Origin of the sequence: Arcanobacterium hippocoleae (genome assembly GCF_031456295.1) — a bacterium.
Lineage (GTDB): Bacteria > Actinomycetota > Actinomycetes > Actinomycetales > Actinomycetaceae > Arcanobacterium_A > Arcanobacterium_A hippocoleae.
The window spans coordinates 1,521,690-1,548,637 of sequence record NZ_JAVDUJ010000001.1 but is presented as its reverse complement, the minus strand read 5'-3'; the positions used below and the strand labels follow the sequence as shown (position 1 = coordinate 1,548,637).

General features: G+C 47.4%; 22 protein-coding genes. 6 read left to right on the top strand and 16 right to left on the bottom strand.

Translation table 11 applies throughout. The features are described 5' to 3' along the window. Positions 1-467: 467 nt before the first annotated feature. From J2S36_RS06530 to J2S36_RS06515, 4 genes are all read right to left on the bottom strand, one after another. The gene (locus J2S36_RS06530) at positions 468-1,331 is read right to left on the bottom strand and encodes a sugar phosphate isomerase/epimerase family protein (protein WP_309956713.1); all 864 of its coding nucleotides are present in this window, start codon (positions 1,329-1,331) and stop codon (positions 468-470) included. Positions 1,332-1,398: 67 nt separating this feature from the next. Next, on the bottom strand, positions 1,399-2,385 hold the full coding sequence (gene iolG / locus J2S36_RS06525; RefSeq protein WP_309956711.1) for an inositol 2-dehydrogenase: 987 nt from the start codon (positions 2,383-2,385) through the stop codon (positions 1,399-1,401). Positions 2,386-2,443: 58 nt separating this feature from the next. Further along, the gene (locus tag J2S36_RS06520) at positions 2,444-3,523 is read right to left on the bottom strand and encodes a transaldolase family protein (RefSeq protein WP_309956709.1); all 1,080 of its coding nucleotides are present in this window, start codon (positions 3,521-3,523) and stop codon (positions 2,444-2,446) included. A gap of 235 nt (positions 3,524-3,758) precedes the next feature. Then, a complete protein-coding gene (locus J2S36_RS06515; protein ID WP_309956707.1) occupies positions 3,759-4,529 on the bottom strand; it encodes a GntR family transcriptional regulator in 771 nt (256 codons plus the stop codon). Positions 4,530-4,774: 245 nt separating this feature from the next. Between J2S36_RS06515 and iolC the strand changes: the two genes are divergently transcribed. From iolC to J2S36_RS06490, 5 genes are all read left to right on the top strand, one after another. Next, positions 4,775-5,761, top strand: coding sequence for a 5-dehydro-2-deoxygluconokinase (iolC, locus tag J2S36_RS06510; RefSeq protein ID WP_309956705.1), 987 nt, complete (start codon positions 4,775-4,777; stop codon positions 5,759-5,761). Continuing rightward, on the top strand, positions 5,761-6,618 hold the full coding sequence (locus J2S36_RS06505; RefSeq protein ID WP_309956703.1) for a Cgl0159 family (beta/alpha)8-fold protein: 858 nt from the start codon (positions 5,761-5,763) through the stop codon (positions 6,616-6,618). Before iolC ends, J2S36_RS06505 begins: the two co-directional genes overlap by 1 nt. After that, positions 6,615-7,511 (top strand): 5-deoxy-glucuronate isomerase, encoded by an 897-nt coding sequence (gene iolB / locus J2S36_RS06500; protein ID WP_309956701.1) that lies wholly within the window; start codon positions 6,615-6,617, stop codon positions 7,509-7,511. Before J2S36_RS06505 ends, iolB begins: the two co-directional genes overlap by 4 nt. After that, complete coding sequence (gene iolD / locus J2S36_RS06495; protein ID WP_309956700.1) at positions 7,508-9,394, top strand: 3D-(3,5/4)-trihydroxycyclohexane-1,2-dione acylhydrolase (decyclizing); 1,887 nt, start codon at positions 7,508-7,510, stop codon at positions 9,392-9,394. The genes iolB and iolD overlap by 4 nt, the downstream gene beginning before the upstream one ends. A gap of 288 nt (positions 9,395-9,682) precedes the next feature. After that, the gene (locus J2S36_RS06490; RefSeq protein ID WP_309956698.1) at positions 9,683-11,176 is read left to right on the top strand and encodes a CoA-acylating methylmalonate-semialdehyde dehydrogenase; all 1,494 of its coding nucleotides are present in this window, start codon (positions 9,683-9,685) and stop codon (positions 11,174-11,176) included. Between the two features lie 252 nt (positions 11,177-11,428). Here J2S36_RS06490 and J2S36_RS06485 read toward each other — a convergent pair whose 3' ends face one another. The 4 genes from J2S36_RS06485 to J2S36_RS06470 form a co-directional block, all read right to left on the bottom strand. After that, positions 11,429-13,732 (bottom strand): LamG-like jellyroll fold domain-containing protein, encoded by a 2,304-nt coding sequence (locus J2S36_RS06485; protein ID WP_309956696.1) that lies wholly within the window; start codon positions 13,730-13,732, stop codon positions 11,429-11,431. Positions 13,733-13,751: 19 nt separating this feature from the next. Next, positions 13,752-14,600 (bottom strand): carbohydrate ABC transporter permease, encoded by an 849-nt coding sequence (locus tag J2S36_RS06480; protein WP_309956695.1) that lies wholly within the window; start codon positions 14,598-14,600, stop codon positions 13,752-13,754. Position 14,601: 1 nt separating this feature from the next. Continuing rightward, positions 14,602-15,237: a carbohydrate ABC transporter permease gene (locus J2S36_RS06475; RefSeq protein ID WP_309956693.1), complete on the bottom strand. Its 636-nt coding sequence runs from the start codon at positions 15,235-15,237 to the stop codon at positions 14,602-14,604. 433 nt (positions 15,238-15,670) lie between these two features. Then, on the bottom strand, positions 15,671-17,035 hold the full coding sequence (locus tag J2S36_RS06470) for an ABC transporter substrate-binding protein (protein ID WP_309956692.1): 1,365 nt from the start codon (positions 17,033-17,035) through the stop codon (positions 15,671-15,673). Positions 17,036-17,563: 528 nt separating this feature from the next. Between J2S36_RS06470 and J2S36_RS06465 the strand changes: the two genes are divergently transcribed. After that, the gene (locus J2S36_RS06465) at positions 17,564-18,340 is read left to right on the top strand and encodes a FadR/GntR family transcriptional regulator (protein WP_309956690.1); all 777 of its coding nucleotides are present in this window, start codon (positions 17,564-17,566) and stop codon (positions 18,338-18,340) included. Positions 18,341-18,432: 92 nt separating this feature from the next. Here the strand turns inward: J2S36_RS06465 and J2S36_RS06460 are convergent, their stop codons facing one another. From J2S36_RS06460 to J2S36_RS06425, 8 genes are all read right to left on the bottom strand, one after another. Then, positions 18,433-19,218 carry an aldose epimerase family protein gene (locus J2S36_RS06460; RefSeq protein WP_309956688.1) on the bottom strand — a complete coding sequence of 262 codons (786 nt, stop codon included), beginning with the start codon at positions 19,216-19,218 and terminating at the stop codon, positions 18,433-18,435. A 66-nt stretch (positions 19,219-19,284) separates the two neighbouring features. Further along, positions 19,285-20,820, bottom strand: coding sequence for an alpha/beta hydrolase fold domain-containing protein (locus J2S36_RS06455; protein ID WP_309956686.1), 1,536 nt, complete (start codon positions 20,818-20,820; stop codon positions 19,285-19,287). A gap of 385 nt (positions 20,821-21,205) precedes the next feature. Next, positions 21,206-22,390: an N-acetylglucosamine-6-phosphate deacetylase gene (locus tag J2S36_RS06450; protein WP_309956685.1), complete on the bottom strand. Its 1,185-nt coding sequence runs from the start codon at positions 22,388-22,390 to the stop codon at positions 21,206-21,208. 139 nt (positions 22,391-22,529) lie between these two features. Beyond that, positions 22,530-23,309 carry a glucosamine-6-phosphate deaminase gene (gene nagB, locus J2S36_RS06445; RefSeq protein WP_309956682.1) on the bottom strand — a complete coding sequence of 260 codons (780 nt, stop codon included), beginning with the start codon at positions 23,307-23,309 and terminating at the stop codon, positions 22,530-22,532. Between the two features lie 150 nt (positions 23,310-23,459). Next, the gene (locus tag J2S36_RS06440; RefSeq protein WP_309956679.1) at positions 23,460-24,155 is read right to left on the bottom strand and encodes an N-acetylmannosamine-6-phosphate 2-epimerase; all 696 of its coding nucleotides are present in this window, start codon (positions 24,153-24,155) and stop codon (positions 23,460-23,462) included. An 81-nt stretch (positions 24,156-24,236) separates the two neighbouring features. Next, complete coding sequence (locus J2S36_RS06435; RefSeq protein WP_309956677.1) at positions 24,237-25,217, bottom strand: ROK family protein; 981 nt, start codon at positions 25,215-25,217, stop codon at positions 24,237-24,239. After that, on the bottom strand, positions 25,210-26,127 hold the full coding sequence (locus tag J2S36_RS06430; RefSeq protein ID WP_309956675.1) for a dihydrodipicolinate synthase family protein: 918 nt from the start codon (positions 26,125-26,127) through the stop codon (positions 25,210-25,212). The genes J2S36_RS06435 and J2S36_RS06430 overlap by 8 nt, the downstream gene beginning before the upstream one ends. Positions 26,128-26,136: 9 nt before the next feature. Then, entirely contained in the window at positions 26,137-26,946 is an 810-nt protein-coding gene (locus J2S36_RS06425; protein ID WP_309956673.1) for an ABC transporter ATP-binding protein, read from the bottom strand. Positions 26,947-26,948: the final 2 nt, after the last annotated feature.

The following is a 26,948-nucleotide window of genomic DNA, read 5'->3' as shown; positions in this document are numbered from 1 at the left end:
TTCTTTTCTCTCACTTTTCTCGTTTTCGCCACTTACTTTAGTTTGTCATTCACATTTGCTCAAGTTTTCAGACTATATGTCATATCACGTCTAAACTTTGTTATAACGTCCGGTAAACCGCTATTTTCGTGACTCATGGAGCCCAATTTCCCATTAATAGCTGCGCAAATATCTAATTTCAGACAACATAAAAAATCTCTTTACTTCTTTATAAACATAATAAAATCCGGAGAATATGCTACCTTTCACACCTCTTTTAATTGCATTTATACAGATCAGATTCACATATCAATAAAATTTCTCATTAATCCACATGCGAACTAGGCACGGAAATTGAAAATCCACTTCACACCGAATTTGCACCGCCAATAAAAATTGGTGCTTTGCCAGCATCACTGCTGACAAACCACCAATTTTCTGAGAATCTACTTTGCCCTACTGCCTACGCAAGAGAAAGATGCGAAATCTTATTTCGCAAGCGCCCTCAATGCTGCAAACGACTTCTTCGCATCAATGATCGGCCCTTCACCCGGCGCCGGTTCGCCATCGATCATAATATCCTGCTCTAACACGTAGTAGCCGTCAAACCCGACCCGATCGAGTTCTGCAACAATCGCAGCGAAATCAATATCGCCTTCACCGATTGGCGCGAACATCCCCGCTTTCACACCCTGCCCCCAGGTAATCGTGCCGGGAAGCAGCTGATCCGTCAGCTCCTTGTGAATATCCTTCGCGTGCACGATCTTTACACGATCAGCATACTTCTTCACAAGCGCCACCACATCAGCGCCGCCACAAGCCAGATGCCCGGTATCAAGGCATAAACCGACGGAAGAGTGATCCAAAACGCGCTCAACTTCGTCCACATTTTGCACCATCGTCCCCCAATGCGGATGCAGTGATGCCGTCACTCCGCGTGCAGCAGCTACTTCCGTAATCCGTGACAAGTTAGTAAATAACATCTCCCAACCAGCCTCATCGAGAACTGGGCGCGAATCATATCCGTCACGCCCTGAATCAGCAGCCAAAATCAGATTCGTCCCACCAGCAACTGCAAAAGCGTCCAGCTCAGCCTGCACTGCCGGAATTGGATCCACAGCCGGATCATGCATGATTGCCAGGAAAAACGCCCCCACTGGTGCAAGCCCATATCCAGAAACTGCTGCTGCACGCGCCTGCGGCTCCTGCGGCAGCCAGCCCTGCGGCCCAAACTCAGTAGCCGTCAAACCCATTTCTTTCATCTCAGTAAGTACCCGCTCAGGGGAAAGTTGATATCCCCAATCTGGCACTTCACAAACACCCCAACTGATCGGTGCACCTGCAATTTTCATCGAAAGTCTCCTTTGATTTTCGCTCTTTTTGATACTTGGTTTTATTTTGTTTATTTACAATTTTTATTTAGAGATATACGACCTTGCCGGTACGGGCAGACTCCTCGGCAGCTTCTGCAATCCGCAGCGCCTTCGCACCGTCTTCGATTGAAGTAGCTGGTTTCCGATTTTCGGAAATTGCCGCAAAGAATTCATTCAGCTCTACCGCATAAGCTGCTTCATAACGCTCCAGGAAGAAATCAAGATATACATCTTTTGCATCCGTAAATTCACCATTCGAGATGCGAACTTGGTTTGCACGAATATTATCGGCGTTAATCGTCGCCTGATCACCAAAGATTTCCAGCCGCTGATCATAGCCCGAAGTGCAATGCCGTGAATTAGTAATTGTGGCAGTAGCGCCTGTGGCATTGGTCAAAGTAATGACGGCACCATCAAAATCTCCCGTATCTTTCAGTTCCGGATCGAGATTCTGCCCGATGGCATACACAGAAGTGATATCCCCGAGGAAGAAACGGGCAGTGTCAAAATCGTGAATCGTCATATCTTTGAAAATACCGCCGGAAACAGCAATATATTCTTTCGGCGGAGCAGCAGGATCACGTGAAATAATCGTCACCTGCTCGACTTTGCCTACTACGCCGTCTTCAACCATCTTGTGCATGCGCGCAAAAGTTGGATCAAAGCGACGATTAAATCCGAGCATCGTAGTATGCTCAATTCCAGAAAGCTCTGCCACCAGCTTTTCTACTGCTGCCGTTTCCATCGCCACTGGCTTTTCACATAGTGCAGGTTTTCCGGCTTTTGCTGCTTGTAAAATGTGTTCCACGTGGAGTGGGGTGGGTGAACAGATAATTACCGCATCTACTTCATCGTCAGTAAATACATCATTAGGATCGAGCGAATAGCGTGCCTGATATTTCTCAGCAAGCTGCTTTACTGCTTGCTCGTAGGGGTCTGCTACTAGTACGAGCTGAGCGTTTGGATGTGCGTCAATTGTCCGTGCGTGTACATTCGCAATCCGACCTGCACCTACTAAACCAATACGAATCATGGAATTTCTCCTACATCTTTGTGGGGATTTTTTATCTTTTAAGGGTGATTAATGGAACTTATTGCGCTGGAATTAAAATATCGCGAATGAGTACATCGAGATCGTTATCCGCTGCGAGGAATTGCCGTAAAGTACGTGCAGTTGGGCCAAAACCTTCAAACTCTTCGATACTCATCCCGTCAACTTCGTATGCCCGGTTGAAATCTGGGATTCGCCGTAACTGCTCGATATAATGCGGGTCAACTTCCACGCTCATTCGTGCAACTGGCTCATAATCTGAATTATGAATAATTTGCTGCCATGCAAACGGCGGAGAAACCACAATATTTCCGCCTTGAAATTCACTCCATTGATACACATTACGGAATGCTGCTACAAGCACGCGCGCCCGATAACCACGCTCGTTAAAAATCTTGTATGCCCGCTTTACCGCAGCGATACCAGCCCATTCGAGAGCTGATGCATCGACGAAGATCTTATCGCGTTTGACGACATTCTTTAACCAATCATCAAGACGACCAACCATAATCGTCACTACTGGACTCATCTGCGAAGTATCAAATCCGGCAGCTTCCCGCTTTTCAAGCCCGCGCTGAATCGCTGCCGCAGCTTCCACTGCTTGCGCGACCGAAATTGAAACCGTCACATTCACTGAAACTCCGCGCTCAGTAGCTATTTCAATCGCTTCAATTCCAGTCTTTGTGGCAGGAATTTTGACAATAATATTTTTTGCGAGATTGTGGAATTCTTCGGCTTGATCTGCCAATGCGGCTGCGTTCCGATGGAGCCGCGGATCTGTTTGTACTGACAAACGCCCGTCATGCCCATTTGTCTTGTCGAAAATATCTGCTAAAAGCTTCGCTGCTTCAACAGACATATCTTCCACGGCTTGCCAGCCAATCTCAGATTCACTCCAGGTTGGATGCGCAATTGCAATATTCCGAATCCGATCTGCCCAGATTTCTGGACGTTTTGCAATCGTGGTATATGCAATTACCGGATTGCAGGTAGCCCCGACAGCACCATAGGAAATTGATTGACGAAGTTCTTCCAGATCTGACGAATCATTCCAGAGAGCTGTCTCAAATTTCTTAGCCGCAGTTAGCAAAGGGCCAGGAACATATACATTTTCATTCATTTTTTGGCTACTCCTCAAACTATTGCGAAAATTCACGCAAATTGAGTTCACTCACGGCCACCTTCGTTGGTGCATCCCGTGTGAGATAAAGAGTACTAACATGAAAATGATATGTCAAGAACAATTTAACTATTTGTTAGATATTTGTAATGCTTCAAAAATGCTCACAATGCAGAAAAACCCGCAAAAACTGCAAAAATGTGTACGAATCGGCGCAATCACACTTTCAGAATTATCATTTCATCGGTGATACAAGTGGAAATGTCATCTTATATTGCTGCGCATCATACAAATGATTTCCATGCTCAATCACTTTTCCGTCAGCATCATAAACCGTCCGTTGCATCGTAAATAGCGCAGCGTTCGGCTCCATTTGCAAAATCTCAGCCTCCACTTTCGAGGCATTCTTCGCACCCAGCGTTTGGATCGCAGAAATGGGGAAAATATTATGCCTCCCAAAAGATTCATAGAGCCCATACTGTGAAAGCTCAGTAAGACTCGGCGCCACACGGCTTGGCACGATATTATTCAGCAAGGCCAGCGGTTGCTCGTCGATCCAGCGCAGTCGCTGGATTGTCACCAATTCTTCGTCCTGCTCACAATGCAAAAACTCGACTTCCTCCGCTGTCGCCAGATGAATTTCATATTTCAATACCTCTGTACGCGTAGCGTGCCCCGCTTTGATCAAATCGTCATTGAGTGAAGTAAGTGCCAACCGGCGATGAATATGCGAAGGAGTGACGCGCGTCCCCACACCGCGCCGCCGTACAAGCAAACCAGAATCAACAAGCTCCTGCAGTGCCCGCCGTGCCGTCGGACGGGAAATATTTAACCGATTTGCCATCGAAATCTCATCTTCGAGAAGCTGATTCGGTTGCAGCGTACCATTTTTAATCAGTTGCGAAATCGGCTCAAGAATTTGTTGATAGAGCGGTACTACAGAATTGCGATCCAAAGAAACTTCCAATATGTATGGAACGTCTGTTGCGATATTTTTCTCTGCCACGATAAATTCCCTCACATGATAATCACATGGCTCAATATTTAAATTTAAAATATTGAACTTACCTATGAATACTACTCTACTTACAGCAATTCAGCGTTGGCACACCAAAAAATCAGCAATTAAACATTGCTTACTTCACAAATACCCACCCGTAATAAAATATTTGTAACTAACAAATACTCTCAAATAGTTGACAAATGCCTACTTGATACGAGAACATACTTTTGTACGAAAGGAAGTGCGCAATGGTGCGTAAAACACAATATCCAGAAGTAATCACAATGGGACGCTCAGGCGTAGATATCTATCCGCTACAAGCCGGCGTAAATCTCGAAGCAGTAGAAACATTCGGAAAATTTCTTGGCGGTTCACCTACTAACGTAGCAGTCGCAGCAGCCAAAATGGGGCATACTTGTGCCACCATTACTGGCGTAGGCGATGATCCTTTCGGAAAGTTTGTCCGAAATGAAATGCAGCGTCTTGGGGTGTCTAATGCATACGTAGTAATCAACAAAGCATATAAAACACCCGTCACATTCTGTGAAATCTTCCCACCAGATTCTTTCCCACTTTACTTCTACCGAGAACCATCTGCCCCCGATCTGCAGCTAAATATCCAAGATTTACCTGCAGCCGCAGTAAAAAATGCAAAAGTATTCCTCATTTCCGGCACTGGACTTTCAACAGAACCATCCCGATCCACACATTGGGAAGCTCTCAAAATGCGTCAAAACCAACCCGGCTGGACGATTGCTGATCTTGATTATCGCCCGATGTTTTGGGATCACGAAGAAACTGCCACCCGAGAAATCGGCGGACTCCTCGAATACGTAAATGTAGCCGTAGGAAATAAAGAAGAATGCCGAATCGCCGTTGGCGAAACCGATCCAGACCGCGCCGCAGATGCGCTCTTAGAACGTGGTGTAAAACTCGCAATCGTAAAGCAAGGCCCAAAGGGCACGCTTGCCAAAACACGTGAAGCACGAATTGAAGTCCCCGTAACGAAAGTCGCCACACTCAACGGTCTCGGTGCTGGCGATTCATTCGGCGGAGCATTATGCCACGCCCTGATTTCCGGCTGGGAGATTCCCAAAGCAATCCACTTTGCTTCCACCGCTGGAGCAATCGTCTGCTCACGGCTCGAATGCTCAACAGCAATGCCAACTGAAGCAGAAGTATTTGCACTCATGGAAAACCACCCGGAAACAACCCCGAAAGTTGAGGCACGCTGATGGTCAACTACGCAGAAATCCGCTTTCGCCACCCTGAACAGATCAAAGCCGCATTAGCAAACCGCACTCCCGGAAAAATCCCGGCAGACGGAAGCAAACTAATGATCATCGCCTGCGACCATCCAGCACGCGGAGCGCTCGGTGCGGGCGCAGATCCAATGGCTATGGCGAACCGGCAGGAACTGCTCGAACGTTGCATCCGCGCACTCTCGCGCCCCGGTGTTAACGGCTTCCTCGGCACAGCTGATTTGATTGAAGATCTCACCCTTGCCGGAGCGCTCGAAGGCAAACTCGTATTCGGATCAATGAACCGTACTGGTCTGCAAGGAGCAACATTTGAAATCGATGACCGCTTCGGCTGCTACACCCCAGAAATGATCAAGAAAGCAAATCTCGCCGGCGGGAAAACACTCACTCGGATCTGCTTCAGCGATCCAAACACTCCCCGCACACTCCACGCAACCGCAAATATCATCAACGAGCTGCACGCGGAACAGAAAATTGCGATGATTGAGCCTTTCATCTCCCGCTGGGAAAACGGGCAGCTAATCAATGACCTCACCCCTGATGCAGTAATTAAATCAATTACGATCGCATCAGCTCTCGGAGCAAGCAGCGCTTATACCTGGCTGAAGCTTCCATGCGTCGCTGAAATGGAAAGAGTTATGAGCAGCACGACCCTTCCCGCTCTGATTCTTGGCGGGGAAGTACCCAAAGACCCCGAAGCAGCATTAAACGGATGGGCAAAAGCAATGCAGCTCCCAAATGTATGTGGCCTTGTGATCGGCAGATCACTCCTCTTCCCGCCAGACGGGAACATCGAAGCAGCAGTAGATAACGCAGTGGAGTTATTATGAACGATAATGAAAAATATTTCTTCCCAGCTGGAAGTACCGCACAAAAACAATTCGATACACAGATCACCGCAAAAGATGCCGGTTGGGAATTTTCCAGCTTGCGGATCGCAAAGCTTGCGGCAGGCGAAGCATTAAACTTCGATACAGGTGCAGCAGAAATTCTCGTACTGCCACTATGCGGAAGCGCAATAGTCGCGGTAGACGGTACGGTATATTCCCTCGACGGACGCGAGAGTGTATTCACTTCCGTCAGTGATTATATCTATCTCCCACGCGGCAAAAAGATCACGCTCACCGCAACCAAAGCCGGCAGATTCGCATTACCTGGAGCAAAATCGACAAAAGATTTACCAGTCCGGTATTGCCCAGCCAGTGAGGTCAATTCCGGAATTCGTGGCACCGGCAGCTGCTCACGGCAGGTAAATAATTACGCACTGGGTAATACCGTCGAGACATCCCATCTGCTCGTTACAGAAGTACTCACACCTGGCGGAAACTGGTCTTCATATCCGCCACATAAGCATGATGCACATTCTGAAAATGAGCGCATCCTTGAAGAAATTTATTACTACGAATTGCGCAACGGTGGCCCACAAGCAGCCACTGCCGGGTTTGGTTTGCAACGCGTTTATTCTTCACCAGGGAAAGAAATTGACGTCTGCACCGAAGTGCGATCAGGCGATACCGTAGTGGTGCCGCATGGCTACCATGGCCCCTCCGTCGCAGCTCCTGGGCACGATATGTATTATCTCAACGTAATGGCTGGGCCTGCCGAAGATGCTAGCTGGATGATGAGAGACGATCCAGCTCATACCTGGCAACGCCAATCTTGGGAAAATGAAGAAATTGATCCGCGCCTCCCCTTCATGCCGCTAACCAAGGAGAACCTATGAAAACTATCCGTTTAACAGTTGCGCAAGCAGCAATCCGCTTCCTAATCAATCAATATTCGGAGTCCGACGGCGTAGAAGAACGCCTAATTGCTGGCGCTTTCGGTATTTTCGGACACGGAAATGTGGCTGGCATCGGTCAAGCATTATTGCAAAATGAAATTGACCCCACTCCTGATGGTGGCGTGATGCCCTATTATATGCCGCGCAACGAACAAGGCATGGTAAACGCAGCTGCAGCATTTGCGAAAGCTAAGAATCGCACACAGACTTTCCTCTGCACTTCTTCGATTGGTCCAGGCGCACTGAATATGGTGACGGGTGCAGCACTTGCCACCACAAACCGCCTTCCCGTACTGCTTTTTCCTGCAGATCAATTTGCCAACCGAAAACCAGATCCAGTATTGCAGCAAATCGAAAATGCACAAACCTTGGATACTTCAGTAAATGACGCATTCCGTCCGGTGTCCGTATTTTTTGATCGAATCAACCGACCAGAGCAATTGCTTCCGTCATTAATGCAGGCAATGCGCGCACTTACAGATCCTGCCGATACTGGTGCCGTCACCATTGCGATGCCACAGGATGTGCAAGCAGAGGCATACGATTTCCCAGCGGAAGCTTTCAATAAACGGGTATGGCATATTCGCCGCCCGCCAGCAGAGGTATCTCAGCTGAAGCAAGCAGCGCAAATGATTCGCGAAGCGAAAAAGCCGCTCGTAATTGCTGGTGGCGGCGTGATTTATGCAAAAGCCGCAAAGGAGTTGCGGGATTTTGCCCAAGTGACGGGAATTCCGGTTTCCGATACGCAAGCTGGAAAGGGCGCAATCAACTGCGATCATCCGCAATCTGTCGGCGGAGTTGGCTCCACCGGCGGAGATAGCGCAAACCATCTTGCTGATGCAGCCGATTTGGTAATTGGTATCGGTACTCGCTATTCAGATTTCACTACGGCTTCACGTACACAGTTTAAGAATAAAGACGTGAAGTTTATTAACATCAATATTAAACCATTTGATGCAGTTAAGAATGGCGCGAAAATGGTGGTAGCTGATGCTCGTGAAGCGCTCATTGCGCTCACTGAGATGCTTTCCGATTACCACGTATCAGCTGAATACGCCCAGAAAGTAGCGGCAGAACGCGAAGCCTGGCTGGCAAAAGTTGCGCAGCTGTATCATCTCGGGCACGGGCCGCTTCCAGCGCAAATCGAAGTATTTGGCGCATTGAATGAACTCATGGGTGAAAATGATGTATTGATTAATGCTGCTGGTTCAATGCCAGGAGATTTGCAGGCATTGTGGCAAGCGAAAACTCCCGTGCAATATCACGTCGAGTACGCTTTCTCTACAATGGGCTACGAGATCCCGGCGGGAATGGGGGTAAAAATTGCACTTCCAGATTCGGAAGTCGTGGCGATTGTAGGTGATGGGACTTATCAAATGCTCCCAATGGAACTCGCCACCGTCTGCCAGGAAGGTTTGAAAGTAATATACGTGTTGCTTGAAAATCATGGCTTCGCTTCGATTGGGGCGCTTTCTGAATCGCGTGGGTCGCAGCGTTTTGGCACCCGTTATCGTATGGGTGGCGGAAATGCGCATCACCAAGAGGGTGAATTAGTGCCGGTGGATATTGCAAAAAATGCAGAATCTTGGGGTTTGACGGTGCTGAAAGTAAAGACGATTGCAGAATTTAAGGAAGCCTACCGGCAAGCGACCAAGATGGACAAAGCCGTGATGATTTTCATTGAAACCGATCTTTACGGCCCAAACCCGCCATCGTCTTCGTATTGGGATGTGCCCGTATCGCAAGTTTCCCGGATTGAGTCTACGCAAAAGGCGTATGCCGAATATCAGCAGGGAATTGCCCCGCAACGGCATTATTTCTGATCCGTTTTCATAAAGCTATTTTTCTCCCGCAAAAGGTCCGTCATTGAATGTGCTTCGCAATCAATGACGGACCTTGTTTATCGTAGGAGATGCAGCATTTTCAGCTACCGTCCAGATCCACACAAAACACATTATGGGACAAACGTCCAATTGTTCTAACATTTACAATATTTTATGTTATATTTGTAATGTCGAAACGTGGAGATTTTATGCATCCGCAATCTTTCATTCTCCATCGGCTGTAACTATCCCCATACACATCGCCAGACCAGTAACAAAGGAGTTCTGATGGAAACAATCTACCAATGGATCAACGGCAAAGAATATCAGGGCAATCCCGAATCATATAAAGACGTAGAAAACCCAGCCTTAGGCAGGGTAACCAAAAAACTCGCCGTCGCCTCAGCAGCCGATCTTGATCACGCGGTAACAATCGCCGAAAAAGCACAAAAGGAATGGGCAAACACCTCTCTCGCCAAACGCACCGCGATCATGTTCAAAATGCGCGAGCTAGTACTCGCAAATCAGGACGAAATTGCCCACGCAATCGTGGAAGAACACGGCAAAGATTATTCTGACGCAATCGGCGAAATTCAACGCGGGCGCGAAACTCTCGATTTCGCCTGCAATATCAATACCGCACTGAAAGGCGAATACTCATTTGACGTATCACACGGAGTGGACGTACACACGATCCGCCAGCCAATCGGTATAGTCGCCGGCATCTGCCCATTCAATTTCCCAGTAATGGTACCAATGTGGATGCACCCGATCGCACTCGCCACCGGAAACGCATTCATCCTCAAGCCAGCATCCAGCACCCCTACCGCTTCCCTGATTATCGCCCGTCTTTACCAGGAAGCCGGTTTGCCTGACGGATTATTCAATGTTGTTTCCGGTGGACGAAATCTCGTCACGAACATCCTTGAACATCCCAGAATCAATGCAATTTCTTTCGTCGGATCCACACCAGTAGCACACATCATTCAGCGCACCGGCATCGCACACGGCAAACGCGTACAAGCACTCGGCGGAGCAAATAATCATGCAATAGTGCTGCCAGATACTGATCTCGACTTTGCTGCCCAGCATATTTCTGCAGCTGCTTTCGGCGCAGCTGGCGAACGCTGTATGGCATTACCAGCAGTAGTTGCAGTAGGCGGGATCGGCGAAGCTCTGGCAGCAAAAGTAAAATCTTACGCTGAAAAAATTCACGTCGGGATGGGGCTGGATCAGGGCGTGCAGATGGGGCCAGTGATCAACGCAAAAGCGAAAGCACGCATTATCAAACAAATTGATGCAGCTGAAGCAGCCGGCGCAAAAGTGATCCTCGACGGTCGCGATATTAAAGTCCCAGGGTATGAAGACGGTCACTTCATTGGTCCAACAATCCTTACTGACGTTACTTTCGAGATGGATATTTACGCTGAAGAAACTTTCGGCCCGGTACTCACCATCATGGAAGTAGCCAGTTACGAAGAAGCAATCGAGATCGTAAATGCGCAGCCCTTCGGCAATGGTTCGGCAATTTTCACAAATGACGGCGGGATGGCTCGCCGCTTCCAACTCGATGTTGCAGCAGGCATGGTTGGAGTAAACGTACCAATCCCAACACCAGTTGCATACTATTCATTTGGCGGCTGGAAAGAATCATTACTTGGCGATCACCATATTCACGGCCCAGAAGGCGTGAACTTCTACACCAACACAAAGGTAATCACCAGCCGTTGGCCGTCTGAAAACACTTATGCAGCAACGATGTCATTCCAGCGTGAAGAATAAAGAAAACAGAGCACTAAAATATCAAATTAACATCAGAAAATTTTTCAGTACCTTTTAGCTGATGTTATAAAAAATTTCAGAACAACACCTAATAGTGTGCTGCACCTGCAATTAACAGCAAGGTGCAGCACACTACGAAAATGCGGTTCATAAAAAGAGCACAAAAATGATAATCAGACACACCGCATCTCTAAATCACCAAAATCCCAGATTTACTACAGCCACATTCTCAAGCAAAGGCGAATCATGCAATTAAGCAAGTGCATGATCCAGCTCGGAAACAAAATCAGTTTCTCCAAACCAAGATAATGGAATTTCAGTATAGTAAAGCCCCTGCGTCTCACGTTCCCACAGCAAACCAACCCGATTTTCATCAATCCGCGTCAAACACTGATAAACGTAATGATAGGGGTTGAAAGTCCGCGAAATACTCCAGCTCTCACCGCCATCAAGCGAAATACGAAGCACACCTCGCCCTCGATAAGGAAGTAGCTGCGCAGCATTCGCAAACAAAACACGATCCGGATATCTTTTACTAGGAATCGCAATCATATGCGGCTGACAAAATATTTCTGGCACACCCTGAGCAAAACTAATCTCCCCCCAAGATTCTCCTCCGTCAGTACTAACCGCATACTCAACCAACCGATGTGGATCTTGATTTCGCAGCATTACCAGTATCGACCCATCTGCACGTTCTACAATCGTAGACTCATGTGTAGCAGCTAATCTATTGTTAAACTCCTGCACCTGCAGCACCTCACCATCAAATATCCGATTATCATTCGGAGACTTTCCACGATGCCAAGTGAGCCCATGATCATCGGAATAGATTACTGCAGATGAAAATGACTGCTGGTGCTTTGTATTGAAATAAACTGGAATGACTAGCCGCCCCTGATACTTCCCGTGACGAATTTGAATCCCGCTACCTGGCGAAGTCCCCAAAAACGCCATCCACTCTTCTTTCACCAGATGATTAATATTGATTGGCGGCGCCCACGTTTCACCGTCATCATCAGAATATGTATAGATCAGAAAAGACGTGCGGTGAATTAGTAAACTTTGCTGGGGATCTTCACCGTTGCAAAGAAAAACATTTCCTCGCGCTTCGCCACCTGAAAACACATCACCATTAGCTGAAATCTGATATTCGGTAGTTTCTCCTTCAAGAGTCGTCACAGACCCGTCAGCTTTCCAGATAAAATCCTGACCATTATTGTCCTTTAGCAAATATTCACCCTGATCAGTCACCCCTTTGCCGAGCCCACCATTCGGCTGCCCAACTCCGCCCGGATACTGGTCAATAAAAACGAATATCCTCCCAGTATCACGATCTTGCACAAGACAAGAATCAATTACCGAAGCTCCCGTAATCCCCTCTCCTGGATACTGCAAAATGGTTTCTAAATCTTTCCAGCTTTTCCCGCCATCAAGCGAGCGCCTGATCGTGAAATTGATAGAATTTGGAGCATCATTCGGATTTACTTCCCGCTGATCAGCCCCCGCAATCAGCACGCCATTTTGTGTCATCAACAGCGAAGGAATCCGGTACGAAGCCGCACCATGATATCCGTAGTCGAATAAACATTGCGTAGAAAGTGGTTTCACGCCAGAAAGACGCTGAATTTGCCCATCGGTCAAAGGAAAATCATAGATCGACGCATTTCTTACTTCACCGAACAATTTCCACCCTGAAAAATCTTGCCCGATAATCACCGAATCAAGCGAATCCACATCGGCAAAAAATGTTTGTCCTGGAATATGCGCTTCCTGATATCCGTCAACATAAATATCTACAGCACCGCGAGCAACTCGCAAAACCACATCATGCCACTCACCATCATTCCACTTACCAGCAGCAAAGAATTGACGCCTCTGCCCATTGGAAACCAGAACCGAATACTCCAAACCAGCATCACTAAGCACCAACTGCAATTGTTGTTTCCCGCCACCGGAAGCAGCTAAAATCGGCCCCTCCTGCCCTGGCCCGCGCACACGATAACGCAAAAAAACTGAGCCACTGCGGTATTTCTTCAACAAACACGCATCGTATGCAGACAATTCCGTAGCAGCAAAATCAATTAGTGACTGTGGTGGCAAAGCACGTGCAATAATTTCCTCTACCGCAAGCTCTTCCCCAAATAATTCAAGATTTTCTACAGAAATCCCAGCACTCTTTTCAATCTGCAGCTGTACATCTGCATCCGCAGCAGAGTTCATCAGCATTTCTCCAAATGCGAGGGAAGCAGTACCAGAAAAACACTGATAACCGTCGATAAAAATCTTACTCCCGTACGCTCCACACATAATCGCGATAGAATGCCAGGTTCCGTCAGTCAAGGCAACTGCATCTTCAATATCTAAACGAATTTCCTGCACTGTACCGCCATAAATATAAGGACTTCCGCCGCGCAGTTCCAGTACCCACAAAGGCGTATTGCCAGCTACTGCACGCAGTAATTGCCCATCTGCGCTTGCTCGAAAGTCAGCAGTAAGTGCAAACTTGCTCGAATTACACAAATCGGAATCAATCTTCATAATTTCAATTGTCATTTTCAACTCTTTCCACAGCTTATTTAATCGATCCTTCAGATAATCCAGCTGCGATATATTTTTGAATCAGCATAAAGAACAGCACTGACGGGATAATCACCAAAGCCGAAGCTGCCATCATTGCTCCCCAATTCAACACTTCCGATCCGGTCAGTGAATAAAGTGCAACCGCCACCGGCATCCGATCGCTTGAATTAATAAACAACAAGGCATACAAAAACTCATTAAATGTATTAATAAATGTATAAACGGCAGTTGCAACAATCCCTGGTAAAATCAACGGACACGCGATTCGGAAAAATATGTTAAAAGGGCCCAACCCGTCCATTGCGGCAGCTTCTTCAATCTCCACTGGCACAGTTTGGAAAAAGCCAATCAACATCCAAATTGCGTAAGGAATAGAGAAAGAAAGATACGCAATCACAAGTCCGACATAACTATTAATCAGACCAAGTGAAACCATCGTAATCGTATAAGGAACAGCTAACAGAATCGGCGGAAACATATACGTGGTAATCAGCAATCTCGTCAGATGCTTGCCCACTTTCGGGAAAAATCGCACAATACCGTAAGCACCGAATAACGAAACAACAATTGTGATCACAGTGGAGGAAAAGGAAATAATCAAAGAATTCTTCATATTAGTAAGAAATCCAAGATCATAAATCACAGTTTTGTAATGTTCCCAAGTGAATTGTTCAGGGAAAAAACTAAGCGGATTTGCCGCAAGCTCTCCAGAGCTTTTGACCGAAGAAAGCATAATCCAAAACAGTGGGAATACTGCAATCACAGCAAATATTGTCAAAAATATGTAAGTCAGCCAAGTCCAAACTGGCTTCACCCCAACTTTAGTAGCTTTATCTGCCATATCATTCACGCTCCTTTTCCCATTTACTTAGCAGTTTGAAACACAGCCCAGTAACAATTAGCAGGAAGATCAACAGCAAGACAGTAATTGCCGAAGCACTTCCCAATAAACGTAGATTCCACCCTGTTTGATATGCATAAATAGGTAATGTAGTGGTCATATTTCCAGGACCACCGCCAGTGAGCAGATATAACATATCGAAATTATTGAAGACCCAAATCGTCCGCAGAATCACAAGCAAGCCGATAACTTCCCGAATGTGGTTTACCGTAATGAATAAAAACTGCTGAATCCCAGTTGCCCCATCGACGCGGGCAGCCTCATACTGTTCTTGCGGAATAGTTTTCAATGCCGAAAGGATATTTACCATAAACAACGGCGCACCGAACCAAATATTGATTCCCAATACTACCCAAAACGCCAACTGCGGATCAGCTAACGGCGCAGCATTAGTTTCAGTAATTCCCAGCACCGTCAGCAATGAAGGTAAAAACCCATAAACGTCGTTAAAAATCCATTTCCACGCGAAAGCCAAAATAATCGGCGGAAAAGCCCAAGGCACAATCAGCAAAGTGCGATACAAACCAGCAAAACGCCGAATCGAATTCAATGCCAAAGCAAGAATTAATCCAATCAAAAGCTGACCTACGATAGAGAATAAAGTCCACTTAATCGATGTAAAAAATGATGCCCAGTATTCTGGCGAGGTCAGAAGAAGCGTAAAATTATCAAATAACACAAAATCCCAGCTTTGCCGGATTAAATTTTTATTCGTAAACGAAAAGAATATCGAAGAAAGCACAGGATAGATCAGCAGCAAAACAACTAAAAGTATTGCTGGCGCAACAAACAATAATCCGGTTATTTTTCGTCTGTTTTTCAGCATTAAAGTACTCCTATGAGGATTACCAAGAGGGGCGGATGCCCGGCGGCGGGAAGTTCGACTTTGGAGAGGAATTTCCTTGAATGGATCAATCTTGGGCAGAAATCCCGCCCCCAGTGATTCACCCTAAGGAAGTCCAACTTCCACCGTCATCTTTCTGATCTTTCCGCCCCTCTGGAAACTGTTTTCACTTAATTACTGCACCAGCAGCTTTGAAGAGTTCGTTGTACTTGTTTTCTGCTTCTTTGGCAGCTTTCTCAACGTCTTTACCGTCTAGGACTATAGATTGAAGCATCCGCTCAATTACGCCTTGCGAAATTAAGACTCCTGCCTGTACTTTTGGTCCGTTTTCCATGCCAATCGCTGATCCAACTGCTACTTGTTTCGCAATTACATCAATTGAATCCTGATACTTACGCATAGTTTCGTTATCGTTATAGGCTGGATCTTTATTAATATCCTGCAGGCTTGGAAGCATACCTCCTGGTACAGCATGAAGGAACTTAATATACTCATCCTTTTCATAAAGGCTAGCTAAGAATGCTTTCGCCACATCCTGATGTTTCGATGCCTGCCATACAACCATTGCAATATTTGAAACTTCGCTCGGATAAATTTCCGGATCGCCTGCAGCGGCACGCGGCATTGGCGCAGCTGCTATCTTTCCATCCAAGTCAGGACGATCTGCTAAAGTACCGCTGATCTGGAAACCAGAGTTGAAATCAAATACCGTCTTTCCTTGATAGAAAAGCTTTGCGTGATCAAGAATCTTATAGTTTATCGACCCTTCCGGAGAATATTTCCGATACATATCCGCCCAGTAATTAATCGCTTCAATAGCTGCAGGAGAGGTAACGTTAGCACTGCCGTCTTCATTCAGTAAGGTTTCACCCTTGGAACGAAGGTAAAAATTAATGTATCGGGTTGCCAGCATATCGTTTGCACCCATCGGAACCGAAAGTGGATACAAATTCTCAGACTTCCCGATTTTGGCGCAAGCAGCTGCAAGCTCTTCCCAAGTCTTTGGAACTTCAATTCCGTATTGATCGAGAATATCTTTCCGATACCACATTACTTGAGCGTGAGAATAAATCGGCACAGAGTAATGGCTTCCGCTTTGTTCACCCTCTTTTAGGGTCGGCGCATTAAAACGTTCCTTGCCAACACGCTCAATTACATCATCTAGCGGAACAATTGCTTCAGCGTTCAGCATATCGATTACTTGGTTTGGCTGAGCCGTGGCAATGTCAGGAACTTGCCCGGCGTTCAAACCAGTAGTCCACTTGGTATTAAATTCATCCCAAGAGAACTCTTCGATTTTCACTTTCGTTTTTGGATTTTTTTCCATAAATTTATCAGCCATATGCCGCATCCACTCGGCACGCGGACCTTGAGTAAATGATGACCACATTGTAATTTCGCCAGATAGCTCCTGCCCTTCCGCAGGCAAAGATTGTTCATTTGATGCCGATTTTCCCCCGCACGCTGCAAGAGAAAGTGAAATTGCAGCCGCACTTAACGCGACCAGTACTTTGTTGCTCCGAATAGACATGATTAAACCTTTCAGATTTGCCGCTTAGCACTTAAGCGGTTTGTCACCGTTGACATCAGCGCTCCGACGTAGGAACACTTCTCTTATCTGAACTCTTTACGAGTTATCAGACATCGTATCTCTACGGCATAATATGCGTCAAGCGTTTTTTGAAAAGTTTTGAAATTTTCTTCTTATACGTCATTTATACGTGTTAAATAAAGCTATTTTCAGCTTCAAAATTACATCCCGGAAGCAATTTAAGCAGTAGAGTCATCCTACATCTCTACGGTGAGGAGTTCTGAATTTCTGCTGCACACAGCAGACTTCTCTGCATCCACTGCGTAGACAGTTAATTTCATACATACGCGGCGCGGGAAGTGCAGCATATGCCAAGATTAATTTTTAATAAATAATTACCGCACTTTGAATAGAAATAAACTTTCCAATTTCAATACAATTGAGCTAGATTGTTATATCACTGTGCAATAATCAGAATTCAGATAAATACATAAAACTCTGCAGCACAACAGAAAATAAGGCAGCCAAATGAACATGCGAACCCGAGACAGAACGACGGGCACCGAGCAATCGCGCTTACATTCAGCTTCTGATTTAATAAAGGAATTCATCCTTTCCCACCAATTACAAACTGGCGACTCACTTCCATCAGAAGCTAGATTATGTGAAGCACTCGGCATTTCACGTTCATCTTTACGCGAAGGAATCAAGCGTCTCGAAGCCTTAGACATTGTTGAAGTTCAGCATGGAAATGGCACATTCGTCGGCAAAATGTCACTCTCCCCTTTAGTTGAGGCGCTCTCGTTCCGTGCGGGAGTAGTTGCAAAACACAATCGACTGCGGCTGCCGGAAATGGTACAAACCCGCTATTACCTCGAACTTGGGCTTGCAGAGACAGTGTGTGCACGCCTAGACGGAACCGAACAAGCCGGTTTAGAGGCATTAGTTGAAGAAATGCTCGAAAAAGCTGAACGAGAGGAAGACTTTTCCCGAAATGATTTCGCTTTTCATGACGGAATTTTAGCGCTAGTAGACAATGATGTTACTCGGCAGGTAATCTCATCTTTCTGGGCGGTTCACCGCGCTGCCGCATTCCATTTACCAGCCGCGACCAAGCAGCAAGAAATTGATACCGCACTTGCACACCGTCTAATCCTTAACTCTGCACAAGACGGAGACGTTACCGCATATCGAAACGCAATAAAACTCCATTACAAACCGCTATTCACTCGGATCAACCAAGCGAAGCTGCAAGAGTTCGGCAATGAAGCACACTCTGCACTTCACACGCTAGAAAATATCTAGCTTGCCACGCCTCCGCCCGAGAGATAAGCATTTTTCGCGAAATTTCTGCATACTTCAACCAAACAGATCATTCGCTTTCTCCAAGCTCTCGATCACTCTTTCACCGCGAGCGCAATTTCCACACTGATCTCTGCCGTCTCACCAGCACACAAATTCAATGCATGATCTTGCACCGCACCAGTTTCTACGCACACGAATTGCTGCCATTCACCAGGTGCAATCCGTTCATCATTGCGCCCTGGATTCCACACCACCACATCAGGAGCAGATGAAGTAATCGTAAATACCCGGTCGCCCCCGCGCAGCAAAATTGGCTCACTACCACCGTCAAGAAATACTGAATCACGCGTACCAGCTACGGGAAACACTCCCGCAAACCGTCCTTCAGTACCGGCTACATAATCACGCTGAGTAGCTTGCGCGATTTGCACTTCAGCCGGCAGCGGCACGGAAAAATAGGTATGGAAAGCTGCATCCACACTCACTTCTTGCGTAGCTATAAACTCTAGGCGAAGCTTCAGCGTCTGACCAGCTGTTACAAACAAGCGATAAGCTAAACCCTCATAACCAGCAAACCCCGGCAGTTCAGCCACAGCAGAAGCAGCTAAAGCTAACTCAAGTTCAATCTCAGCAGCAGTAACACGCTCAGAAACGATCTCCCACTCAGCGTGCTTTACCAGCCCGTGAGTGCGCGGATGCACGGAGCCAATCTGACCTTTTCCAAACCAAGGAGCACACAAAGGAATCCCCGAATGATCTGCACTGAGCGCAGATTGGAAAAGGAATTCCCCCGCAGCCGTCTGGAAAGAATGCACACGCCCGCCAAGCGTATCAATCACAAGTTTGGATTTATCACAGGTATACGTACGTAAACTCATAAAAACATTATGTACACGCAAATAATGATTGCGCAAAAAATGTGGATCTCTCAGCCAAATCTGGAATCAGCCCAGAAACTTAAATTCTGCCAAACATTCAGCCACAAATGGGCGCATTGCGCGCTTTACTAGCTCCCAAGTCTTTGTGCCCACACCTGCCAACGATCCATGATAAGTGCCAGGAATCGTCACCAGCTGCACTTTTACGCCCGCATCCATCAGCCGATATGCCCAAGCAGTACCCTCGTCACGCAACGTATCTGCAGGATTAACTATTACCAGCACTGGCGGAAATGCTGGATCAAGTTCGCCGCCAATCGGCGGGTATATTTCGTATACGGGAGCATTTCCCTGACGGTAATAATCCCATGCGGCAGCAGCGACTCCCCGATTCCACGTTGGACCCCAAGCATAGTTAAATGAAGAAACTGTAGCTAACTGCGGATCCAAACATGGCTCTAACGCGATCACACCAGCAATCCGTGCAAGCTCTGCGTGCGAAAGCTGCGAAAGCACCTGATATGCCATTCCAGACCCAGCTGAATCCCCATAAATCAGCACTGGCACTTCTGGATACTGTGCAAAAACCCATCGCAACGAGGAAAGCGTATCTTCACGTCCGATTGGGTGCGGAAATTCGGGAGCTAAACGATAATCTGGAATTACGACGGAAATTTCTGGATTATCAAATTTTGTTAAGTGTAATTCTGGATGCTCCACCCCAAGAAAAGCATGGAAATCCTGCATCATATCTAATGCGCGATCATCTTCAAATCTTGCCGCACCCGCCACATATCCACCGCCGTGGATCAAAAACAATACTGCCTGCGGCACAGTATTTGCACTACCATCAAGCACACGATCAGTAGCATCACTAGCATTTGCCCCAATAGACTCACGCACAATCACACGGGTAGGTATTTCACCCAGAGCTTCTGGCACCTGCGGATTAGCTACATTCACCGTTAGGTTGCGTACTGTAAATCCTTGCGGCATTGGGAATGGCGGATGCAAACGCTCACCGTTTTCACGCTGTTCTTGAACCGTCGGATTTAGATTGGGCACATTTACCTTCAACATTTCCGCAAGTGCAGGATCAATCCACGGATTTGCTGCCGGAAACTCTGGGCAAGCAAGATTCAAAAATTCTTGTACTTTTTCAAAAGTACCGCCGTCGGCAAGGGACGGCACCCACAGCTGTGGCAAATCTGTCGGCATCTTTTTTACCAGTTTTTTGATTACGCCCGGCTTCTCAATTAACCGTCCAATCACAGCAGCACCATTCACGATTTGCGGTACTCGCTGCGCAACTTTCAACGCAATCCGCGCCCCGCGATTTATCCCGAGAAGTACCACCCCAATCCCTGGTGTTTCTCGTTCAATCTGCGTCACGAAATCTGTAGCTGCGTCGTAAAGTGAATATTCCGTTTCGTCAGTCTCCACACCAAGATCTGTGCAGATAACCACACGCCATTGCGCACTGAAAGCGTCTTGAATTTGCTTAATTAAACCATGTGGGCGCGTCTTTTTATTCCCAGGGAAACAAATCATCGTGCCACGAACAGGCTTCCCAATAACCTCATAATGCAAATTCTGATTCATCTCAATGCACCTTTTCTGCTGTCTGTTTTTAGTTTACGCTCAAATTTTCATATTTTTCTGCATTTTTTGGCGGAAGATGAATTTACACTCATCCTACTTTCCTTGTAATTTTCTACCGCGCCGCAGCGAAGAGAACTCCGATTCCGGTAGTTGCGCGAGTGGAAAGTGGTGTTTTTGCAGAGATCAAGCCTGACCGCTATGCAAAAACACCACTTAGAACCAGCTAAAATCGATCCAACTAAAAGAGCTGCACACATTCCAGCAGCAATATAAAAATTAAGCGCGTATTTCTTCCCACCAGTATCAGCCTGACACAGACAACGGCAGGTGCCTGTGAAACACAAGTACCTGCCGTTAAAGTCAGGGCGATATCAAAAACTCTCAATCACAAATCAGACGTTAGCGCTTCACCTTCGCGCACTACGCGCTGTACCGCAAACTCGCTGTCAAGAACAATCAAGTTCGGCTTTTCGCCAACTTTGAACTCAATAGTCACACCAGGATCGTCTTCAGTTGCGCCAATTGCAGCTGCTGGTGCCGCCACACAAGCATTGATTGCCCGCGGTAAACTCAACATCCCGCCTTCAACGGTATATTTGATTTCTTCAACGAGCCGCGCCGTACCGCCAGCAATATTGTTGTCCCCACCAGCTAAACGAGCTACACCATCGACAATCTTTACTGGCAGTGAGCCCAGCACGTAATCTCCGTCAGGCATCCCCGCACCTGCCATCGCATCAGTCACAAAAACGACACCATTTGGGTTTGCATCAGCCACATAATTTGCCACGTCGCCAACCAGATCAAGATTCACGTGTACCGCGTCGGCAATAAGTTCCACCACACATTCGCCACGCCGCGCAGCCTGAATTAATTCACGCACTGGCCCTGGTTCACGGTGCGCAAGCGAAGGCATCGCGTTGAAAAGATGCGTAGCCGTTTGCGGCACTTTCTGCATTCCAATTTCTTGCGCGTGAATAGTAGTGGCAGAAATTTGTTGGGATGTTTGTGCACTCAGCCCAGAAGTATGCCCCCAAGATGGTACTGCACCATATTCATGCAAGAGCTTTGCAGCTCCGATCGCATCTTCCACTTCAGGAGCAATCGTCATGGTTTTAATCCAGCCCTTACCAGCTTCCAGCCAGGAACGCAGCTCATCAAGATCAGGATTACGGACAGCTGCCGGGTTTTGCGCCCCACACTTGTGTGGAGAAATATAAGGACCTTCCATATGGATTCCCAATAATTCACCACGCTCACAAAATGGAACCAAAGCTGTAATTACCGGAATCGGATCAACCATCGAAACAAGTGAAGCAAGCATCGCTGTAGTACCCTTTTCACGATGCGCTGCGATCGCCTTCTCGATTGCCTCCGGATCAGTACCGTCAGGGAAAGATGCACCACCGCCGCCGTGACAGTGAATATCAATCACTCCTGGGATCACATAACCTGTGACATTTTTGTCAATTGGTAAAATCTCAGCGATAGTTCCATCTGCTGCGAGTTGCAAGCCGCTTCCAACAAGTTCACCACGACCATTGTAAAGCTGCCCTACATATGTAGTCATTTTTCAAACGCCTCTTCTTAGCATTGAGAGAATTTCTGAATTGTTAAATTGCTACCTGCATTATTCACAAAAGATCAATGAAAGCAGCTACTTTGAAAATTAAGTGCACTCAAAAATTCTTGAGTGCACTTTGCAAAATTTACTTATGTGCTGCTTCCCAGCGACCACGGTAAAAATCGGCAAGCTTCAGTTTTGCTGCAGCAGCCTCATCTACCAGCACAGTTGCTTTCGGATGCAGCTGCAAAATTGAAGCTGGCCAAAGTGCCGAGATGCCACCTTCAACAAGCTCTTTCACCGCATCAGCTTTATTTGCGCCAGTCGCAATCAACAACACCTGCGCAGCATCCATGATCGTGCCTAATCCTTGCGTCACACACCCGGCAGGAACTTTTTCAATATCATCGTCAAAGAAACGCATATTGTCTTTCCGGGTCTGCTCAGTGAGCACATCTGTGTGTGTCCGTGAAACAAGTGAAATTCCCGGCTCATTAAAGCCAATATGCCCATCTGCACCAATTCCCAGGATCTGCAATGCGATCGGACCATGTTCGCGGATCTGCGCATCGTAAGCATCCGCCGCCGCATCCGGGTCTGCAGCATTTCCGTCTGGAGTAAACAGATTTTCATCACACAAACCAGTTTTGTCCGTTCCGACGAGTTCCGCACGCAGCACATTGCGGTAACGCTCTGGATGCTCCGGATCGATTCCAACATATTCATCGAGTGCGAAGGCCTTAAATTCAGCAAGTGAAAACTCGCCAGCCGCATAAGCTGCCCGCATCCGCTCATAGAGTGGAAGCGGAGTGGAACCAGTAGCTACACCCAACACTTTCTGCTCTGCAGCTGCAAGCACTGTAAAGAGATGTTTAGCCGCTGCGTCTGCGACTTCTGCTTCTGTTGCGAAGATTCCAACTTCCATTTTTCTACCTTTTCCTTGTGTTGATGATTGAAAATAATTGCGGATCATTTCTGCTGCTGTTACTTCCAGCATTGGGATTTCCGCGCCTCACGGCTTTGTATTTTGATACTTCTACTTTACCGCTTCAAAACTGCCATAAGACCCAACAGATTATGCATTTGCACCTTTTACAGCCAGATTAAACCAACCAGTGATCGATGTCGGATGAGTGATTGCGGTACCCACTACCACAGCAAAAGCGCCTGCCTGCATTACCTCTGCTGCTTGCTGCGGGGTATGTACTCGCCCTTCGCAAATCACCGGCACATCTGCAAACGCTGCCACCATCTCCGTGAGTAATTCAAGATCAGGCCCGTCCGTCTTTTCCCGCTCACCGGTATACCCTGCAAGCGTAGTGGAGATAATATCGGTACCTGCTTCTACAGCACGTTGCGCATCCGCAAATGAACCGCAGTCAGCCATCACGATAATTCCTGCTTCGTGGAGCTTCGCCACCGTCTGCGCATAGGTTAAACCATCTGGACGAGGACGCCCAGTCGCATCAATTGCCACAATATCTGCACCTGCCATCGCACAAGCGCGCGCATGCCGAAGCGTTGGCGTAATATATACGCCTTCATCTCCTTCTTTCCACAAACCGATCACCGGCACTTTTACGCGCCCTTTAATCGCAGAAATATCAGCCAGACCTTGACACCTGATTGCAGCCGCACCACCAATTTCGGCAGCACGCGCCATTTGTGCCATCGTCTCTGGATGACGCAGCGGCTCGCCCGGATACGCCTGTGCCGAAACAATCAATTTGCCACGTAATTTCTGCAGCAATTCTTCCTTCATCGGATCCATGCATTCCTCTTTTCAGAATTTGCCTGAAACTTCTGCATGATCATTTCCGCAAAAATTTCAGGCATCTTTTCCAATCCCATCCTACTCCGCTTCAGCTAAAGGGTGGTGTTGAAAGAAATTAATACTTGCACCAAGCAATGGCGCATCCCCTGCGAGTTCACCAAGCTTTATCGGCACTTGCGCCACACCGTTCATTGCACTTGCCGCATAACCCTTTTGGAGCGCTTTCCACCATCTCTTTCCGGAACGAGTCATTGAACCAGAGATAACGATGATTGCCGGATCCACGCAATTAGCCAGCGAACCGAGCACTTCCCCAAGAGCATAAGCCGACTCTTTGAAACACTTTTTGGCAAGCTTATTGCCGCTATCTGCAAGATCTTGCAATTCACGCCCGTTGTTCACAGTTGGATTGGACAGTGAATCCAGATTTTTTTGCGCCCGCGCGTTGTACCATGCAGTGATCCCTGAGCCAGAACTGATTGCTTCAATATGTCCGGTTCGCCCACAAGAACATGCCATTCCGACCGCATAACGGTGATGCACATGCCCATAGTGACCAGCCAGGAAATTGTTGCCAAAAACAATCTGCCCATGATCAATGAGCGCTCCACCGATCCCCGTGCCTACTGCAAGTGAAAGCACCCGCGCAGATTCTTTTCCAGCACCAAGTTTTGCTTCGCCAAGACCATGCGCATGCACGTCATTAATCACTTCAACCGGCAGATCAGTAACTTGCGCAATACTTTCCCCAAGCAAGCTTCCACCCCAGCCTGGCATCGTATCCGTAGCAGAGATGATCGCCCCCGTATTCGGATCAACCACTCCTGCACTGGCAATGCTGACACCCGAAATTTGTGGATGCGCTGAATGTACTTCCACCGCAAGTGCATTCAGCCGCGCGAGTACCGCACTGCCTCCTTCCAGAGCACAGGTAGGTATGGCACCATCAGCAACGATCTCAAAATCGAACTTCGGATCAGAGCCGCCAGCGCCAAGATAACGCACGACGGCCCAGCCGATTTTTGTACCACCAATATCTAGCGCAAGAATTTCAGCCACAAAGCAAACCCGTCTTTTGCAGAATATGCTCAACCCACGCTACATTCTCGCCTTCCAGCGGAAGCACCGGCTTTGGCATTTCGTTGGTTTCAAACACACCAAGCAGCTGCAGTGCGGTCTTGAACGCACCAATCCCAGCACCAAACCCTTGCACGCCCTGCACTAAAACGATCCGCATCAAATCAGCAAGACGGTCTTGCTCTTTACGCACGGTTTCCCAGTCTCCAGCTTGGTAAGCATTCCACATCCGCATATAACCATGCGGATCCACATTGCCCAAACCAGGTACGCAGCCATCAGCACCACTCATATAAGCGCCATCAACTACTACTTCATGCCCAGTAAGCAATTGCAGCGGATGCCCGGCTTCCGCATTTGCCTGTGCCAGCCAACGGAATGACACATCATCACCGGAAGAATCCTTCACACCTGCAAGTACGCCTTCTTTCGCCAATGTCACAAGCAGATTTGGAGAAAGCTTGGTATGCACACAAACTGGAATGTCATAAGCCCAGATCGGTAATTCAGTAGCTTCATGAAGCAAACGGAAATGCCGATAAATTTCGGCTTCTCCCTGCAGCGCGTAGAACGGAGCAGTAGCTACTACCGCATCCACCCCAATTTCTTCCGCCTGCCGAATATGCTCGATCACACGCTCAGTTTCCGTATCGATCACACCAGCCATTACTGGAATTCGACCAGCTACGATCCGCACAGTATTTTCTAAAATTTCCTTCCGGCGTGCAGAAGTGGAAAATACTACTTCGCCACTTGAACCGAGTACGAAAATTGCATGAATCCCTGCATCAATCATGCGGTTTAGATGCTTTTCAAGAGAGGGCACATCGAGGGCACCATTCTTAGTTGGAATTACTAGCGGGGGCACAACACCACTAATTGGCGTAGTCATTTTTTCTCCTTAAATTACTGGGTGCAGCAATGATGGAGCTGCCCCCAAAAGTTTCTTCGTGTACGGATCTTGTGGATTTTCAAGTAATTGTGCTGCTGGTCCTTCTTCCACAACGAGCCCTTTGTTCATCACGGCAATACGATCCGAAACGTAACGCACCGTCTGAATATCGTGTGAAATAAAAACCATTGCCAGATTTAGCTCACGCTTCAAATCCGTAAGCAGATTCAAAATCTGCGCACGCACTGAAACATCAAGCGCGGACGTAGGCTCGTCGGCAATAATCGCCTTTGGATTAAGCGAAAGTGCACGGGCAATCGCGACGCGCTGACGTTGCCCACCCGAAAGCTGACCAGGCAAAGCATCAAGTGCGGAAGCTGGTAATCCGACCATCGAAATCAATTCGTGCACCCGCTTTTGTTGTTCTTGTGCCGTGCCGATTTTATGCACGCGGAGCGGATCAGCGAGCTGTTCTGCTACTACCATTCGCGGGTTCAATGCCGTCGCCGGATCTTGAAATACTACTGAAACCACACGCCCGATCCGCCGCCGGGCATCCGCTGATCTCTTCGTTACTTCCTCGCCATTAAAGAACACTCGCCCAGAAGTGGCAGCCTGCAACCCGCACATCACATTTGCCGTGGTTGATTTGCCACATCCAGATTCGCCAACGATGCCGAGTACCTGCCCTGGCATCACTCGCATATTCACGCCCCGCACAGCGTGCACCTTATTTGGCTTGAAGAGCGAACCAGTGCGAGTATTGAAGGTCACTTTCACATCTTGTAAATAAATAATTGGAGTTACTTTTTCGCTCATGA